The 15,171-nt window shown below is 63.7% G+C and carries 17 protein-coding genes; 7 read left to right on the top strand and 10 right to left on the bottom strand.

The annotated features are described in order from the left end of the window. Positions 1–6: 6 nt before the first annotated feature. On the bottom strand, positions 7–6,303 hold the full coding sequence (locus EHH60_RS12270) for a HAMP domain-containing protein (RefSeq protein WP_124159717.1): 6,297 nt from the start codon (positions 6,301–6,303) through the stop codon (positions 7–9). Positions 6,304–6,593: 290 nt separating this feature from the next. Here EHH60_RS12270 and EHH60_RS37505 point away from each other — a divergent pair, with 290 nt between their 5' ends. Continuing rightward, positions 6,594–6,887 carry a hypothetical protein gene (locus tag EHH60_RS37505; RefSeq protein WP_199751421.1) on the top strand — a complete coding sequence of 98 codons (294 nt, stop codon included), beginning with the start codon at positions 6,594–6,596 and terminating at the stop codon, positions 6,885–6,887. Positions 6,888–6,892: 5 nt separating this feature from the next. Here the strand turns inward: EHH60_RS37505 and EHH60_RS12260 are convergent, their stop codons facing one another. Next, positions 6,893–7,405, bottom strand: coding sequence for a DUF4142 domain-containing protein (locus EHH60_RS12260; protein ID WP_124159715.1), 513 nt, complete (start codon positions 7,403–7,405; stop codon positions 6,893–6,895). A 93-nt stretch (positions 7,406–7,498) separates the two neighbouring features. Here EHH60_RS12260 and EHH60_RS12255 point away from each other — a divergent pair, with 93 nt between their 5' ends. From EHH60_RS12255 to EHH60_RS12245, 3 genes are all read left to right on the top strand, one after another. After that, complete coding sequence (locus tag EHH60_RS12255) at positions 7,499–7,693, top strand: hypothetical protein (protein WP_124159714.1); 195 nt, start codon at positions 7,499–7,501, stop codon at positions 7,691–7,693. A gap of 13 nt (positions 7,694–7,706) precedes the next feature. Further along, positions 7,707–7,943, top strand: a complete 237-nt coding sequence (locus EHH60_RS12250) for a hypothetical protein (RefSeq protein WP_124159713.1) — start codon at positions 7,707–7,709, stop codon at positions 7,941–7,943. A 71-nt stretch (positions 7,944–8,014) separates the two neighbouring features. After that, positions 8,015–8,218, top strand: a complete 204-nt coding sequence (locus EHH60_RS12245) for a hypothetical protein (protein WP_124159712.1) — start codon at positions 8,015–8,017, stop codon at positions 8,216–8,218. A gap of 146 nt (positions 8,219–8,364) precedes the next feature. On the opposite strand, the gene EHH60_RS12240 is transcribed toward EHH60_RS12245, so the two are convergent. Beyond that, complete coding sequence (locus EHH60_RS12240) at positions 8,365–8,613, bottom strand: hypothetical protein (protein ID WP_158626729.1); 249 nt, start codon at positions 8,611–8,613, stop codon at positions 8,365–8,367. A gap of 169 nt (positions 8,614–8,782) precedes the next feature. Here EHH60_RS12240 and EHH60_RS37500 point away from each other — a divergent pair, with 169 nt between their 5' ends. After that, the gene (locus EHH60_RS37500; protein ID WP_199751420.1) at positions 8,783–8,950 is read left to right on the top strand and encodes a hypothetical protein; all 168 of its coding nucleotides are present in this window, start codon (positions 8,783–8,785) and stop codon (positions 8,948–8,950) included. A 69-nt stretch (positions 8,951–9,019) separates the two neighbouring features. Here EHH60_RS37500 and EHH60_RS12235 read toward each other — a convergent pair whose 3' ends face one another. The 7 genes from EHH60_RS12235 to EHH60_RS12205 form a co-directional block, all read right to left on the bottom strand. After that, positions 9,020–9,505 carry a DUF3147 family protein gene (locus EHH60_RS12235; protein WP_124159711.1) on the bottom strand — a complete coding sequence of 162 codons (486 nt, stop codon included), beginning with the start codon at positions 9,503–9,505 and terminating at the stop codon, positions 9,020–9,022. Further along, complete coding sequence (locus EHH60_RS12230) at positions 9,505–9,852, bottom strand: DUF3147 family protein (RefSeq protein WP_124159710.1); 348 nt, start codon at positions 9,850–9,852, stop codon at positions 9,505–9,507. Before EHH60_RS12230 ends, EHH60_RS12235 begins: the two co-directional genes overlap by 1 nt. Then, positions 9,849–10,436, bottom strand: a complete 588-nt coding sequence (locus EHH60_RS12225; RefSeq protein ID WP_124159709.1) for a phosphatase PAP2 family protein — start codon at positions 10,434–10,436, stop codon at positions 9,849–9,851. The genes EHH60_RS12230 and EHH60_RS12225 overlap by 4 nt, the downstream gene beginning before the upstream one ends. 96 nt (positions 10,437–10,532) lie before the next feature. Then, complete coding sequence (locus tag EHH60_RS12220) at positions 10,533–11,423, bottom strand: SDR family oxidoreductase (protein ID WP_199751419.1); 891 nt, start codon at positions 11,421–11,423, stop codon at positions 10,533–10,535. 202 nt (positions 11,424–11,625) lie between these two features. Beyond that, the gene (locus tag EHH60_RS12215) at positions 11,626–12,177 is read right to left on the bottom strand and encodes a DUF4142 domain-containing protein (RefSeq protein ID WP_124159707.1); all 552 of its coding nucleotides are present in this window, start codon (positions 12,175–12,177) and stop codon (positions 11,626–11,628) included. An 87-nt stretch (positions 12,178–12,264) separates the two neighbouring features. Then, positions 12,265–12,492 carry a hypothetical protein gene (locus EHH60_RS12210; RefSeq protein ID WP_124159706.1) on the bottom strand — a complete coding sequence of 76 codons (228 nt, stop codon included), beginning with the start codon at positions 12,490–12,492 and terminating at the stop codon, positions 12,265–12,267. A gap of 8 nt (positions 12,493–12,500) precedes the next feature. Beyond that, positions 12,501–14,288: a thiamine pyrophosphate-requiring protein gene (locus tag EHH60_RS12205; protein WP_124159705.1), complete on the bottom strand. Its 1,788-nt coding sequence runs from the start codon at positions 14,286–14,288 to the stop codon at positions 12,501–12,503. Between the two features lie 146 nt (positions 14,289–14,434). Between EHH60_RS12205 and EHH60_RS12200 the strand changes: the two genes are divergently transcribed. Beyond that, the gene (locus tag EHH60_RS12200) at positions 14,435–14,809 is read left to right on the top strand and encodes a PRC-barrel domain-containing protein (protein ID WP_124159704.1); all 375 of its coding nucleotides are present in this window, start codon (positions 14,435–14,437) and stop codon (positions 14,807–14,809) included. Positions 14,810–14,828: 19 nt separating this feature from the next. After that, positions 14,829–14,987: a hypothetical protein gene (locus tag EHH60_RS37495; RefSeq protein WP_194389111.1), complete on the top strand. Its 159-nt coding sequence runs from the start codon at positions 14,829–14,831 to the stop codon at positions 14,985–14,987. The last annotated feature ends 184 nt before the right edge of the window (positions 14,988–15,171 follow it).

Here is a 15,171-nt window from a genome sequence, read left to right as displayed (position 1 = left end):
CCCAACTCAGCGGTGCAGCCACATGCGGATCGCAAGCAGCAATTGGTCGGTGTTGACCGGTTTGGCGAGGTAATCGGACGCGCCGGCTTCGAGGCATTTCTCCCGGTCGCCCTTCATCGCCTTGGCGGTCAGCGCGATGATCGGAAGACGGGCGAAGGCCGGATTCTCGCGGATCACGCCGATGGTCTGATAGCCATCCATCTGCGGCATCATGATGTCCATCAGCACGATCGCGATCTCCGGATTGGAGTCGACCAGTGTCACAGCCTCGCTCCCGGTCGTCGCCGTCAGCACTTTCATGCCGCGTCGTTCCAGCACACTCGACAGGGCGAATATGTTGCGGGCGTCGTCGTCGACGAGCAGGGCGGTCTTGCCGATCAAGTCCTCGTCGGAACTGTTCAGCTTCTCCAGCATGCGCTGCTTCTCGATCGGCAGCTCCGTGATCACGCGGTGCAGGAACAGTGCGGTCTCGTCGAGCAGGCGCTCCGGCGATTCCACGCCCTTGACCACGATGCTGCGAGCCATGGTGTGGAGTTCCGCGTCCTCCTCCGCCGAAAGCTCGCGGCCGGTGAAGACCACGATCGGGATGTTCGACAGTCGCTCGTCGTTGCGGACTTGGTCCAGCACCTCGAAGCCGCTCATGTCGGGAAGCCTGAGATCGAGCACCACGCAGTCACACGGCTGCTCGCGCAACGTCGAAAGTGCGCCCGCGCCGGTGGCCGTCGTCACGATCTCGATGTCGTCGTGGTGGAGCAGCTCGCGGATCGAAAGCTGCTCGGCCTCGTTGTCCTCGACGATCAGCAGCCGCTTGCGCCGCGGCCGGGCATATTCCTTGATTTGCGTCAGCGCGGCCGCGACGCCTTCAGGCGTGGTCGGCTTGTTGACGAATGAGAACGCGCCACGCGCCAGCGCATGCTGGCGGTCTTCGTCGAGCGTGATGATCTGCACGGGGATGTGGCGGGTCAACGGATTGTGCTTGAGCTGGCTCAGTACGGTCCAGCCGAGCATGTCGGGCAGGAACACATCGAGCGAGACGGCTCTCGGCTGATACTGCTTGGCGAGCTCCAGCGCCTCCGCGCCCCGCGCGGTGACCAGCACCTTGAATCCCTTGTCGCGCGCGAGATCGACCAGCACACGCGCGTAGTGCGGGTCGTCCTCGACGATCAGGAGGATGCTGTCGCCGGGCTCGAGGTTCAACCGGTCGTCGGGAAGCTGCTCGATGGCACGCTGTTGCTCCGGCGCGGCCGGCTGCAGCGCGGGCGGCTGGCTGTATTGCTGCGGCGCCGGCGCGGCCCGCGGCGCGAGCGTCGGACCGGAATATTTCAACGGCAGATAAATCGTGAAGGACGAGCCCTTGCCCGGCGCGCTGCGCAGATGGATTTCGCCTCCGAGCAGGCTCGCGAGTTCGCGGCTGATTGCGAGTCCTAGTCCGGTGCCGCCGTATTTTCGGCTGGTGCCGGCATCCGCCTGCTGGAACGCCTCGAAGATCAGCTTCTGCTTCTCCAGCGGAATGCCGATGCCGGTATCGGATACTTCGAACGCGATCACGGCCGGCGCGGAGTTCAGCACCGGGTGATCCGTTCCCCAGCCGCCGATCGCGCCCGCGACCTTCAGGCGCACTTCGCCTTCGGCGGTGAACTTGAAGGCGTTGGAGAGCAGGTTCTTCAGGACCTGTTGCAGGCGCTTGGAATCGGTGACGATGCTGCGTGGCAGGTTCGGATCGACGTCGATCTTGAACGACAGATTACGGTTGTCCGCCTCGTGCCGGAAGGGCCGCCCGACGGTCTCGAGCAGGTTCGCGGTCAGGATCTCCTCGGCGTCGACCGTCACCGTGCCGGACTCGATCTTGGAGAGATCGAGAATGTCGCTGATGAGGTTGAGCAGATCGGTGCCGGCGCCGTGGATGGTGCGGGCGAACTCGACCTGCTTGGCCGAGAGATTGCCGTCCGGATTATCGGTGAGCTGCTGACCGAGAATCAGGATCGAATTCAGCGGCGTACGCAACTCGTGGCTCATATTGGCGAGGAATTCGGACTTGTACTTCGAGGTCAGGGCGAGCTCGGTGGCCTTTTCCTCCAGAGCGCGCCGGGCCTGCTCGATCTCCTGGTTCTTGCGTTCGACCTCGACGTTGCGCTCGGCGAGCTGCTGCGCCTTCTGCTCGAGCTGGTCGTTGGTCTGTTGCAATTCGCGCTGCTGGGTCTGTAGCTCGCCGGCGAGCTGCTGCGACTGTTTGAGCAGGCCTTCGGTCTGCATCGTCGCCTCGATCGAGTTCAGAACGATGCCGATGGAGTCGGTGAGCTGCTCCAGGAACGTCATCTGCGAGGTCGTGAAGGAGACGAGAGAGGCGAGTTCGATCACGGCCTTGACCTGGCCTTCGAACAGGACAGGCAGCACGACGAGATTTTTCGGCGCGACGCGGAGCAGCGCCGAGTTGATCGGCACAACGTCGGACGGGATGTCGGAAACCATGCGCGGCCGCTTGTCGAGGGCGCACTGGCCGACCAGTCCTTCGCCGAACTGGAGCACGCTCTGGTAGGGATAGATGCCGTCGCTGGCGTAGGACGCGAGCAGCAGCAGCTGGGAATTGTCCTCGTTCTCGACCTGGTAGATCACGCCGGTATGGGCATTCACCAGCGGCGACAGCTCGGTGAGCAGCAGCCGGCCGACGGTGGCGAGATCGCGCTGGCCCTGGAGCATGTTGGTGAATTTGGCGAGGTTGGTCTTCAGCCAGTCCTGCTCGGTGTTCACGTCCGTCGTCAAACGGAGATTCGTGATCATCGTGTTGATGTTGTCCTTCAGCTCCGCGACTTCCCCGCGGGCGTCGACCTGGATCGACCGCGTTAGGTCACCCTTGGTCACGGCGGTCGCGACTTCCGCGATCGCGCGCACCTGCGAGGTGAGGTTGGCAGCCAGAAGGTTCACGTTGCCGGTGAGATCTTTCCAGGTGCCGGCAGCACCCGGCACGTTGGCCTGGCCGCCGAGCCGGCCTTCGACGCCGACCTCGCGTGCCACCGACGTCACCTGATCGGCGAAGGTCGCCAGCGTCTCGGTCATGTTGTTGATGGTGTCGGCGAGAGCGGCGACCTCGCCGCGAGATTTCATCGTCAGGTTCTGCTTGAGATCGCCGTTGGCGACCGCCGTCACCACCTTGACGATGCCGCGCACCTGCTCGGTCAGGTTCGCAGCCATCAGGTTCACGGTGTCGGTGAGGTCCTTCCATGTGCCGGCAACGCCGGGCACCTGCGCCTGGCCGCCGAGCTTGCCTTCGGTGCCGACCTCGCGCGCCACGCGCGTCACTTCGCCGGCGAAGGCGTTGAGCTGGTCCACCATGGTGTTGATGGTGTTCTTGAGCTCGAGGATTTCGCCCTTCACGTCGACGGTGATCTTGCGGGACAAGTCGCCGCGCGCCACCGCGGTCGTCACTTCGGCGATGTTGCGGACCTGCGTGGTGAGGTTCGCCGCCAGGAGGTTGACGTTGTCGGTCAGATCCTTCCAGGTGCCGCCGACGCCAGGCACGACGGCCTGACCACCGAGCCGGCCTTCGGTGCCGACCTCGCGGGCGACGCGCGTGACTTCGGCGGCGAAGGAGCGGAGCTGCTCGACCATGGTGTTCAGCGTGTCCTTCAGGAGAAGGATCTCGCCGCGCACGTCCACCGTGATCTTCTTCGAGAGATCGCCGCCGGCGATGGCGGTCGCGACCTCGGCGATGTTGCGGACCTGCGCCGTGAGGTTCGATGCCATGAAGTTGACGTTGTCGGTGAGGTCCTTCCATGTGCCGGCAACGCCGGGCACTTCGGCCTGACCGCCGAGCTTGCCTTCGGTGCCGACCTCGCGCGCCACGCGCGTGACTTCGCCGGCAAAGCCGTTGAGCTGGTCCACCATGGTGTTGATGGTGTTCTTGAGCTCGAGGATTTCGCCCTTCACGTCGACGGTGATCTTGCGGGACAAGTCGCCACGCGCCACCGCGGTCGTCACTTCGGCGATGTTGCGGACCTGGGCGGTGAGGTTGCCCGCCATCGAATTCACGCTGTCGGTGAGATCCTTCCAGGTTCCGGCGACGCCGGGCACGTTGGCCTGACCGCCGAGACGGCCTTCGGTGCCGACCTCGCGCGCCACGCGCGTCACCTCACCCGCGAAACGGTTGAGCTGGTCGACCATCGTGTTCAGCGTGTCCTTGAGCTGCAGGATCTCGCCGCGCACGTCCACGGTGATCTTGCGCGACAGGTCGCCGCCGGCGATCGCGGTCGCCACTTCGGCGATATTGCGGACCTGGGCGGTGAGGTTGCCCGCCATCGAGTTCACGCTGTCGGTGAGATCCTTCCAGGTGCCGGCGACGCCGGGCACGCCAGCCTGGCCGCCGAGCTTGCCGTCGGTGCCGACCTCGCGCGCGACGCGCGTCACTTCGCCAGCGAAGGCGTTGAGCTGGTCCACCATGGTGTTGAGCGTCTCCTTCAGCTGAAGGATTTCGCCCGACACGTTCACCGTGATCTTCTTCGACAGATCGCCCTTGGCGACCGCAGTTGCGACTTCGGCGATGTTGCGGACCTGGCCGGTGAGGTTCGAGGCCATCGAGTTGACGCTGTCGGTGAGGTCCTTCCATGTGCCGGCGACGCCGCGCACGACGGCCTGACCACCAAGCTTGCCTTCGGTGCCGACCTCGCGCGCCACGCGCGTGACTTCGCCGGCGAAGGCGTTGAGCTGGTCCACCATGGTGTTGATGGTATCCTTCAGCTCCAGGATTTCGCCGCGCACGTCCACGGTGATCTTCTTGGAGAGGTCGCCGCCGGCGACCGCGGTCGTCACCTCGGCGATGTTGCGGACCTGCGCGGTGAGGTTCGAGGCCATCGAGTTGACGCTCTCGGTGAGGTCCTTCCAGGTTCCGGCGACGCCGAGCACGTTGGCCTGGCCGCCGAGCCGTCCCTCGGTGCCGACCTCGCGGGCGACGCGCGTCACTTCGCCGGCGAAGGCGTTGAGCTGGTCGACCATGGTGTTGAGCGTCTCCTTCAGCTGAAGGATCTCGCCCGAGACATTCACCGTGATCTTCTTCGACAGATCGCCGCTCGCGATGGCGGTGGCGACGTCGGCGATGTTGCGGACCTGCGCCGTCAGGTTCGAGGCCATGAAGTTGACGTTGTCGGTGAGGTCCTTCCAGGTGCCGGCCACACCAGGCACCTGGGCCTGGCCGCCGAGCTTGCCTTCGGTGCCGACCTCGCGCGCGACGCGCGTCACTTCGGAGGCGAACGAGTTGAGCTGGTCCACCATGGTGTTGATGGTGTCCTTCAGCTCCAGGATCTCGCCGCGCACGTCCACCGTGATCTTGCGCGAGAGGTCGCCGCGCGCCACGGCGGTGGTGACGTTGGCGATGTTGCGCACTTGTGCAGTCAGGTTGCCGCACATCGCGTTGACGGAGTCGGTGAGGTCCTTCCAGGTGCCGGCGACGCCTGGCACGATCGCTTGGCCGCCGAGCTTGCCGTCGGTGCCGACCTCGCGCGCGACGCGCGTCACTTCCGAGGCGAAGGAGCGGAGTTGGTCCACCATCGTGTTGATGGCTTCCTTGAGCTGCAGGATCTCGCCGCGGACGTCGACCGTGATCTTCTTCGACAGATCGCCGTTGGCGACCGCGATCGTCACTTCGGCGATGTTGCGAACCTGGTTGGTCAGGTTGTTTGCCATCGAGTTGACGCTCTCGGTCAGGTCCTTCCAGACGCCGGTCACCTCCGGCACCTGGGCCTGGCCGCCGAGCTTGCCCTCGGTGCCGACCTCGCGCGCCACGCGCGTCACCTCGGACGTGAACACGCCGAGCTGCTTGATCATGGTGTTGACGATGTTCGCCGACTGCAAAAATTCGCCGCCGAGCGGACGACCATCGACGTCGAGCTTGACAGTCTGGAGCAGGTCTCCTTGTGCGACGGCGGCGACCGCGCGCGTCACCTCGCGCGTCGGCCACAGCAGGTCGTCGATCAGCGTGTTGACGGAACCTTCCATGTCGGCCCAGGAGCCTGAGGCGAGGCCGAACTTGACGCGCTGGCGGGTCTTGCCTTCGCGGCCCACCACCTGGCCGACCAGTTCGAGTTGCTGCGCCATGCGTTGGTTGGCGGCGATGATTTCGTTAAGAGTGTCGGCAATCTTGCCGTCGATGCCGAGATAGTCGCCGCTCATGCGCACCGAAAAGTCACCGCTGCGCATCGCCTGCAAGGCAAGCAACAATTCCGCCCGGGAATCCGGCTCCGACGTACCGTTGGATTTTGGCTTTGGGACGCGACGACCGGAGCGTGATGCAGTTCCGGGATCGAGGTCGCTCATACTGATTCCCCCGCAGGCGTCGGCCGAATCTGCGGCACAACGCGTTTGGTCGAAATGAAATAGAGCGTCAGCCAAATTCGAAATCAAGCGCCAAGGTGCGACGCGAGGAAATGGAACCCGCTTTGCTCAGCCCGATTCAACTAACCCTGATCGGCCGAATTGGTTCCACTCTATTGAGAGGCGCCGTCGTGGGGCCGCCGCTCTGCTCGTCCCCGTGCCCGGCATTCATCATTCGGAACGGAGCGCCGAGCCTGGTGGTTAGCCCCACAGAGAGACAGGGAGAATGGATAATGAAAGCAGAATTTGCCGCCATCGTTATCGCGGTGTTTGCCGCGGGATCGGCTTTGGCGCAGGGCGGTGCGCCCAGCGGGCGCGGCGCCGTGACTGGTGATCCCGCCGCGAGCTCCGCCAGCCCGCGGGCGGAAACACCCACCACCGGAACGGCCAGCCGGTCGAATCCGAGCGGTAGCGGCACGTCGTCTTCGGGCGCCAAGGACGACAACGGCGATGCGGGCCGGGACAAGATGCCGGAGAGCGATCGCACCGTGCGGCCGCAAAGCCAGCAACATCCTAACGACAAGTAAAACGGCTACTTGTCCGCCATGGTACGCTCGGCGTCCCTGACCTGCGAGCGCAACATCGGGAGTTGTTCGCGCGCGAACGCTGCGAGCGCTGCGTTGTCGGGCGCTTTCAGATAGCGATCGAGCAGCTCGATGATCGCTTCATACTCGGGAATCTGCGCGGCATAGAAGCTTCTGACGTAGGTCGGACCATCCGACATCTCGGGCTCCACGAGGCTTGCAGTCGAGGATGTTGCCTTGCCGACGCGAGGTTCCGCCCCGATTGCCTCCTGGATCTTCTTCAAGGTCTTGTCGCGCTTGGCCGCTTCCTCGGCGCGTAGGGCGGCGAGGTTCTTGACCTCCGCATTGCCCTTGAGGTCGGTATTTTCAAGAAGACCCTGTTGAAATCGGCTGAAGTTGTAGACGCCGATGATTACCTCAACCGCAGCCGGTGGCCGTTCGCCCGGCTTTCGCTCGCCGGTACTGTCGGCAAGCGCCGCAGTGCCGATGAATGCCAGGATGATCGCGGCAAGAACTCGCATCCAAACCAATGTCGAGGGGACTGCGAAGTTCCCTAACCCTTACGATCCGGCAAGCGGCTTGCAGCGCGAGAGTTCCGTCCCCACGTCCTCAATATGAAACAGTCCGACATCTTCAGGGATAACGCCGAGAATTGCCTTCAGCTTGCCGAGCGCGCCGAAGGACAACCCGCCCACAAGCGCTATTCGCGCATGGCCGACGCCTGGACGGCGCTCGCCAACGAACAGGATTGGCTCGACGGAGAAGTCCCGCCCGTTGCGGACCTCGCTCCTCCAAAGCGGAAGGTGTGAGCCGCTCGTTCTGGTGAATCTGCCTGTGCGACCGCTCACGGACGGCAAGCGACTGATTGGGGATCATCCAGGAACAGTTGATCACGTCGATTTCGAGTTTCAGAAGGAGGTTTTGTCGATGGCTCCGCGTCTGGCTCTTCTTTCCCTCATTCTCGCTTTTGGCGTCTCGGTCGCGTTCGCGACGGTAACGACGGTGCGGCAGGTGCACCTTGAGAATGCATCTGCCGCTGTCCATGCGGTGCGCAGTTAGCACTGTACCGGAACATTCGACGCCGCGGTGCGTAAGCGCTCCGAGACACCAGTATAAGCGGGAGCCCCATCATGGCCCATTCCGACCAAGGCATCGTCAAGGACAAGCGCGCGGAGGAGCAGCCCCGCGACAAGGAGCGTGCACAGTCCGTGCACAAGACGGATCCGAAAGGCTCGCCTTCGCGTGAAGCGACGCGCGATCCCAAGCTGAACGACAATAGCAAGACGCCAGGCTCCGGCGTGATGCCGGACGGCTCGAACGACGCAACAGGCTAGTTCTCACGAGGAACGAATTCTCGCGGGAAGAGTCGACGGATTGCTTCCGGTTGTCATGCCCCCGGTGCGCCGGAAGCAATCTCCAAGGACGGCCCTGGCACCCACGTGCCAGGGTCGTTTGCTTATGAATGAGCCTCTTCTGTGCGTCAGCCGTCGGTGCCGCTCTCCGGATCCCCATGAGTATGTCCGTCGGGTCCGCGGCCGAACACGCCAAAGCTGCTCGACTTCACGCCGACGGCGGCATCGACGCCAACGGCGCTCAGTCCGAACTTCAGGAGTTCGCGGACCGCGGCCGCCCGCGTCGGCATTCGGTGTTTGAACCGGAAATCGTCGATGGCAGCCAATTCTTCCGGCGAAAGCATGACCTGAAGGCGCTCGGCGCGAAGGTCGTTCATGGCGATCACGCAAATTGAGTAGTTTGAGTAGTTTACTCAACGAACCAACTTGGCGGGAGTTCCGCCAGAGTCAAGAAAGTCTCCTAATGAGTAGAAATTCGCAATAAAACCAATAAGTTAATTGAAACATATTGTGCCATCGCGCATTCTCCTCGAAAGGGAGAGAGCCATGGCGGACCAAGTCAGGTTACCTCGCAAGCTTTCCGAAGAGCCCGAAGCGCCCGAGCCGGTGCGACCAAGCCATCAGAAGGTCATCGAGCAGGTCGAGCGCTGGGCGAACAGCCCGGGCCTCCAGCCGCCGCAATCGCAGACCTCGGCGAAGGCAAAAGCGGGCTAGAAGCATGGTTCGTACAAATGTGCGGCGGTTTTCCGAAACGATCAGGCTCAAACACTATCTTATCGCGCTTTAGGGCTTCACGAAGCGAGAGCCCTCTGCTGATGGCGAATGGGCTGTACGGTGATGGTGCGAGACAATGCGAAGCTTGCGCCTGAGCCACCACGCAGTCACGGAAGCGCTGGCCCAGACCGTCAAGGCCGCGATGAAGCCAAGTGCGATGCTTGTCCCGACGGTGGCATAGAAGACGGCAGCGAACCCCGCGAGGCCGATGCTGCCGAGTGCTGCACCTGCGGCATCGAGCGCTGCGGCCTTCTGCCCGCGACGCCGCCCGCTCAGGCCGGCCTTCTCCTTGGCGTGACGCTCGTGGCTTTCGATCAGCGTCGCGCTGGCACAGAAGATGGCCGGAAGTGCAAGAAAGAGCCCGCCGACAGAAGTGCCGAAATGCGAGCCGATGACCCCCGCGAGAACCGTCGCGCAGCCGCCGAGCACGAAGCGAACGGCGTATTCGTACCACCGCGTCTGTTTCAGCGCCGATGACGACAGCTTCACCAGCATCAGGCGGCACCTCCCAAACCCGCGAGCAGACCGAAGGCGACCACGAGCCATACCGCGAAGGCAAGGATCGTCGCCGGGAGCGCGCCGAGACGGATCCTCATCAGGAGATGGCAGACGACGAGGCTGTAGCAGGCGAGCGCGATGGCGCCATAGATCATCGTCCAGCTCTCGGCCGCAGCATATTGCGGGCCGTGCTGGACCACGGCGATGCCGAGGGTGGCCAGCGCAACCGACGGCGCCGCGCCGAGAAGCCCGGCAAAGCTCTTTGGCCGCAGCATGTCGCCGAAGATTGCGAAGACGGATACGATCAGGCCACCGGCGACGAAGCGCACGAGATATTCCGTCATGGCCGCACCCGTGAAGCTTCGGGCCGCTGCTGCCGCGACCTTGCCAGCGTGAACGGCCTGAACAGTCGCTCGACGACGATGCCGAGCGTGAAGCCTGCCACCACGTCGCTGGTCCAGTGCGCCAGCAGCGCCACACGCGTCAGCGACAACGCTGCGGCGAGGGAGCGGGCCAAGCGGCGCGAGGTCGGCGGCAACAGGCCGGCCGCCGAGGCGAGGGCGCCCATATGCATGGCATGACCCGAGGGAAACGCGTCGCGAGGGCGCCCCGAATAGGGAATGCCATGCCAGTGGCCGCGCACCGTCAGCCGGTCAGGCCTCGTCTGATCGAATACGGATTTCAGGACATGCGGCAAAGCCGCCGTCACCAGCGATACCATCAGGACATGATCGGCCACGGAACGCCGCTGCGGATGCCGGAGATAGGTGTAGAGCCATCCCGCCGCGGCGAGCGCGAGCAGCACATGCTCGTCGGCGCCCCAGGTTATCGCCTGGGCGGCATGCTCTAAGCTTGGGTTGGCGTTGCGTGCGATCTCGTTGGCGATCGCCGTATCGATCCGAGTGGGTTTGACTGTTACGAGCGCCATCGGTCCGCCGGCGAGATATCCTCCATGACAGTTTTTTAAAGCCCGTAGACATAGAAGGTTCCTGAGCTCTATCGGAGCCTCAGCCGCGGCGCCGCATTACGGTTGGCCGGAGCCGCCGGCGGCGCCATAGACCTGTCCCGTCGCATAGCTTGCGTCGGAGGCGGCAAGCTGCACGTAAATCGAGGCAAGCTCGACGGGCTGGCCGGGACGCCCGAGCGGGGTCATACCGCCAAATTTTTCGAGTTTGTCCATCGTGGCACCACCGGAGACCTGAAGCGGCGTCCAGATCGGTCCGGGCGCGACGCCATTGACGCGGATGCCCTTGGAGGCGAGCTGCTTCGCCAGCGACTTCACATAGTTCATCGTCGCCGCCTTGGTCTGCGCATAATCGTAGAGATCCGGCGAAGGATCGTAGGCCTGTTCAGACGTCGTGCCGATGACGCAGGAGCCGGGCTTGAGATGCGGCAGCGCCGCCTTGATGATCCAGAACGGCGCGTAAATGTTGGTCTTCATCGTCGCATCGAAATCCTCCGATGATACGTCGAGGATAGAAGCGCGCGTTTGTTGCCGAGCGGCATTGCAGACGACGATGTCGAGCCCGCCGAGGCCCTGCGCCGCCTGCTCGACCAAGTGCTTGCAAAAGGCTTCGTCCCTGAGATCGCCGGGGATTGCAAGTCCGGTGCGCCCCTCCTTTTTGATCAGTGCGATCACCTCCTGCGCGTCGGGCTCCTCAGCAGGCAGATAGTTGATTGCGACATCGGCGCCTTCGCGCGCATAGGCGATCGCGGCGGCACGGCCCATGCCAGAATCCCCGCCAGTGATCAGCGCCTTCCGTCCGGCGAGCCGGCCGGAACCCTTGTAGCTGGTCTCGCCATGATCGGGCCGCGGCTCCATCTTGCCGGCGAGGCCGGGCCAGGGCTGCGACTGCTTCTTGAACGGTGGCTTCGGATAGCGGGTGACGGGATTGATCAAGTCGGTTTCCGCCATGGACGTATTTCCTTTCGCTGTGGAAGACGCAAGCGAAGCCGCGGCGAGCGTCGCGCTCGCGGCCTGCACGACCTGCCGGCGGGATAGAGAAGGGATTCGATTTGACATCATGCTCTCCGCGATGGTCGAGGCTCAATGCGCGGAGACGCTCGTCGTTGCCAAGCGAAGGACGCCGGGCCGGCCGGCGTCCTTCAGCAATGCGTTACCTGGATTGACCGACGCTCGGTGCCTTGCCGAGGTTCTTGGCCATGTCGAGATGGTGCTTCAACGCGGGAAGGGTCTTGCCGGCCCAATCCTTCAGTTGGGCATTGTCTCCACCCTTGGCGTAACGCTCGAACAGCGACACTGCATCTTCATGCGCGCTGACCTGATAGGAATTGTAGTCCGAGCTGAAGTCCTTGCCGTTCGCATTCTTGAGCTTGTCGAGCTTGCTCTGATGCGAGCTGTCGAGCGCCGTCGGCAGCGTGGCTTGCACCTTGCCGTTACCGACCAGGCCTTTGAGCTCGCTGCTGGTCTTGGTGTGATCGGTGATCATCTGTTGCGCGAAGGTCTTCTCCTCCGCATTGCCCTTCTGCTCGGCAAGCTTGCTTGATTCGATCTCGAACATGTCGCTGATCGCGACCTGCTTGACAAAATCGGCGGTCGTAGGCGCAACGCCGAGCGCCGAATTCACGCCGGTCTTTTCGCCAAGCGACTGGGCGAGCGCGGGGCCCGCGAAAAAGATGCAGGCAAGGGCGATGATAGTGCGTTTCATGGTCAAATCCCTCCGATCGGTCGGCGCGGCAGCTTGCCCGCGACGTTGCGCCGATCAACACGCCGCCGGGCCCGAGGTTCCAAACGGTCAGTCTGTGGGCCTTCTGCCACTGCGAGGATTGATCGGATCGGTCGGCTTTCGCCGGAGCCGCTCCGGAAGGAATGGCTCTGCCGACGTGGGGGTCGCGTCGGCGCGCACGTCCGCATGGTGCTGCGCCTGCTCATGCGGCGTGCGGTTGTCGTTGATCTGCCGCTTGACGTCGAGGCCTCCGACTGGATCGTTGACGCCGTGCTGGATGTCGCGGAAGTCGCTCATTGTTCACCTCATTGCTTCCCGGGCAGGATCGATTCGAACATCTGCCGCGCTGCTCCTTTGATCATCCCGGCTTCGTTCGGATCGCCCTTCATCAACGCCAGCGAGAAATTCTTCGCCTGCTGCAAGGTGATGTGCGGCGGCAGCGGTGGCACCTCCGGATCGGTTTTCACTTCCAGCACAACCGGCATGTCACTCGCCAGCGCCTGCTCCCAGGCCGAGCCGAGCAGCTGTGGGGCGTCCACGAAGATGCCGCGCAGGCCGATCAGCTCGGCAAAGCGTGAATAGGAGACGTCAGGAATGCGCTGCGAAGCCTCGAACTTGGGATCCCCGTTGATGATCCGCTGCTCCCAGGTCACCTGGTTGAGGTCTTCGTTGTTGAAGACGCAGACGATGAAGCGCGGATCCCGCCACGAGCGCCAGTATTTCGCAGCCGTGATCAGTTCGGCCATGTTGTTCATCTGCATGGCGCCGTCGCCGACCAGTGCGATCACCGGCCGGTCCGGCTGGGCGTATTTCGCCGCGAGCGCATAAGGAACCGCGGCGCCCATCGAGGCGAGGCCGCCGGACAGCGAGGCCGTCATGCCGCGCCGCATCTTCAGGTCCCGCGCGAACCAGTTGGCACACGAGCCGGAATCGCTGGTGATGATGGCGCGATCGGGCAGGCGCGGGGATAGTTCCCAGGCGACGAGCTGCGGATTGACGGGCGCCGCCGGTTGATGCGCGCGGTCGTCCAACGTCGTCCACCATTTCGCAACGCCCTCTTCGATGCCCCGGCGCCAGGCGCCGTCGGCTTTGGGCGCGAGCCGGGGCAGCAATGCGCGCAGCGTCTCGGCGGCATCGCCGACGAGGCCGACCTCCATGGGAAAGCGGATCGACATCATGCTCGCGTCGATATCGATCTGCACGCCGCGCGCGCTGCCTTCCTTGGGCAGGAATTCGGCGTAGGGAAAGGCCGAGCCGACCATCAGCAGTGTGTCGCACTCCATCATCATGTTGTAGCTGGGCTCGGTGCCGAGCAGGCCGATGGAGCCGGTGACCCATGACAGGTCGTCGGGCAGGGCGGCCTTGCCGAGCAGTGCCTTGGCGCAGCCGGCAGACAGCCGGTCGGCAATCGCGATCACCTCGTCGGTGGCGTGAAGCGCGCCGGCGCCGACGAGCATCGCGACCTTCTTGCCGGCGTTGAGCACCTCCGCGGCGCGGTCGAGATCGGCCTCACGCGGCATGATGCTGGGTGGGCTGTAGCCGATGCCGGAATGCAGCGTGCCGTGTTCACGGGGCGGATCCTCGTAAGGCTCCTCCTGTAAATCGTTGGGCAGGATGATCACGGTCGGGGTCCGCCGCGCCAGCGCAATCCGCACCGCACGATCGATCAGGTGCCGCACTTGCGCTGGCGAGGATGCCTGCATGACGTAGGCTCCAGCAACGTCCTTGAACATCGAGAGAAGATCGAGTTCCTGCTGATAGTGCCCGCCGAGGGCGTTGCGCGACTGCTGGCCGACAATCGCCAGCACCGGCTGGTGATCGAGCAGCGCATCGTAGAGCCCGGTGACGAGATGCGAGGCGCCGGGGCCGGAGGTCGCAATGCAGACGCCGAGCTCGCCCGAGAATTTTGCGTAGGCGGTCGCCATGAACGCTGCCATCTCCTCATGCCGCGCCTGCACGAACCCGATCCTGCCTTCGGCCCGGTTCATCGCACCGAATACGCCGTTGATGCCGTCGCCGGGATAGCCGAAGATGTCGCGCACGCCCCATTGATGCAGACGCTGGACGATGAAGTCGGAGACGGTCTGGGACATTGCGTGTAGCCCTTGGTTTGGCAGGTGCATGAAACTCAGAGAACGGCTCGTTTGGTGCGATGTTCCTGACCCGCTCAGGGAACATGCTCCGGAACGATCGCATGCCTATCCGGTTGGTTTTGCACGTGGCTGAGTGGAGAATTGCGATGTTGAAGCAAGACGAACTGGATCGCAGCGAGACGGGCCGTTTGATCGGCAGCGACAAGGTCGAGGGAACATCGGTCTATGGCGCCGATCGCAACCGGATCGGATCGATCGAACGCGTGATGATCGACAAGATCAGCGGCCAGGTGTCCTACGCCGTACTCGGCTTTGGTGGATTCCTGGGACTGGGCAACGACCACTATCCGCTGCCTTGGCAGTCGCTGAAATACGACACCGAGCTTGGCGGTTATGTCACGGGCATCACCACGAAGGAGCTTGAAGGCGCGCCCAAATATGGCGCACGAAGCGATTGGAACTGGGGCGACGACGCCGCGGTGCGCGGCATCAACTCCTATTACGGCGTCCCCTTCGCTTGAGATTTCAGGAGAGAGCTCAATGAGCAAGGAACGACCCAACGACGATCCCCGGCAGCAGAACGACTGGGGTTCGCATCGACAGACGGACAAGCCCTGGAAGGGCAATCCCGAGAAGGAGCAGGGATCGGACGAGGTGAAGCCCGATCTCGAGAAGTGGCACGAGACGAAGACGCACTGAAGGTGCGCCCTCGCGGAATATCGAGAGGAGCGCGGTACGAGATGCCGCGCTTTGTTTTTTGACGGCGCGATCACGAATGATCGCGGCGCGTTGGCAGGGCTGAACCAAGTGTCGGCGCCGAAGTTGGGCCGGCGACGCACAAGACGTACCCCAAAGCGTTCTGGCGTCAGCTCAATCCAGAGAA

Source organism: Bradyrhizobium sp. RP6, assembly GCF_003837805.1.
In the GTDB taxonomy this organism is placed as follows: Bacteria; Pseudomonadota; Alphaproteobacteria; order Rhizobiales; family Xanthobacteraceae; genus Bradyrhizobium.
Note: the sequence above shows the minus strand (reverse complement) of the source record. Positions and strands in the feature narration are given on the sequence as shown.

Excerpts from the sequence above, each read along its gene's own strand:
- EHH60_RS12230 (WP_124159710.1), bottom strand. The coding sequence starts at position 9,852 with ATGACGGAATATCTCGTGCGCTTCGTCGCCGGTGGCCTGATCGTATCC.
- EHH60_RS12205 (WP_124159705.1), bottom strand. The coding sequence starts at position 14,288 with ATGTCCCAGACCGTCTCCGACTTCATCGTCCAGCGTCTGCATCAATGG.
- EHH60_RS12220 (WP_199751419.1), bottom strand. The coding sequence starts at position 11,423 with ATGGCGGAAACCGACTTGATCAATCCCGTCACCCGCTATCCGAAGCCA.
- EHH60_RS12245 (WP_124159712.1), top strand. The coding sequence starts at position 8,015 with ATGGCCCATTCCGACCAAGGCATCGTCAAGGACAAGCGCGCGGAGGAG.
- EHH60_RS12225 (WP_124159709.1), bottom strand. The coding sequence starts at position 10,436 with ATGGCGCTCGTAACAGTCAAACCCACTCGGATCGATACGGCGATCGCC.
- EHH60_RS37500 (WP_199751420.1), top strand. The coding sequence starts at position 8,783 with ATGGCGGACCAAGTCAGGTTACCTCGCAAGCTTTCCGAAGAGCCCGAA.
- EHH60_RS12270 (WP_124159717.1), bottom strand. The coding sequence starts at position 6,303 with ATGAGCGACCTCGATCCCGGAACTGCATCACGCTCCGGTCGTCGCGTC.
- EHH60_RS12255 (WP_124159714.1), top strand. The coding sequence starts at position 7,499 with ATGAAACAGTCCGACATCTTCAGGGATAACGCCGAGAATTGCCTTCAG.
- EHH60_RS12260 (WP_124159715.1), bottom strand. The coding sequence starts at position 7,405 with ATGCGAGTTCTTGCCGCGATCATCCTGGCATTCATCGGCACTGCGGCG.
- EHH60_RS37495 (WP_194389111.1), top strand. The coding sequence starts at position 14,829 with ATGAGCAAGGAACGACCCAACGACGATCCCCGGCAGCAGAACGACTGG.
- EHH60_RS12200 (WP_124159704.1), top strand. The coding sequence starts at position 14,435 with ATGTTGAAGCAAGACGAACTGGATCGCAGCGAGACGGGCCGTTTGATC.
- EHH60_RS37505 (WP_199751421.1), top strand. The coding sequence starts at position 6,594 with ATGAAAGCAGAATTTGCCGCCATCGTTATCGCGGTGTTTGCCGCGGGA.
- EHH60_RS12210 (WP_124159706.1), bottom strand. The coding sequence starts at position 12,492 with ATGAGCGACTTCCGCGACATCCAGCACGGCGTCAACGATCCAGTCGGA.
- EHH60_RS12215 (WP_124159707.1), bottom strand. The coding sequence starts at position 12,177 with ATGAAACGCACTATCATCGCCCTTGCCTGCATCTTTTTCGCGGGCCCC.
- EHH60_RS12240 (WP_158626729.1), bottom strand. The coding sequence starts at position 8,613 with ATGAACGACCTTCGCGCCGAGCGCCTTCAGGTCATGCTTTCGCCGGAA.
- EHH60_RS12235 (WP_124159711.1), bottom strand. The coding sequence starts at position 9,505 with ATGCTGGTGAAGCTGTCGTCATCGGCGCTGAAACAGACGCGGTGGTAC.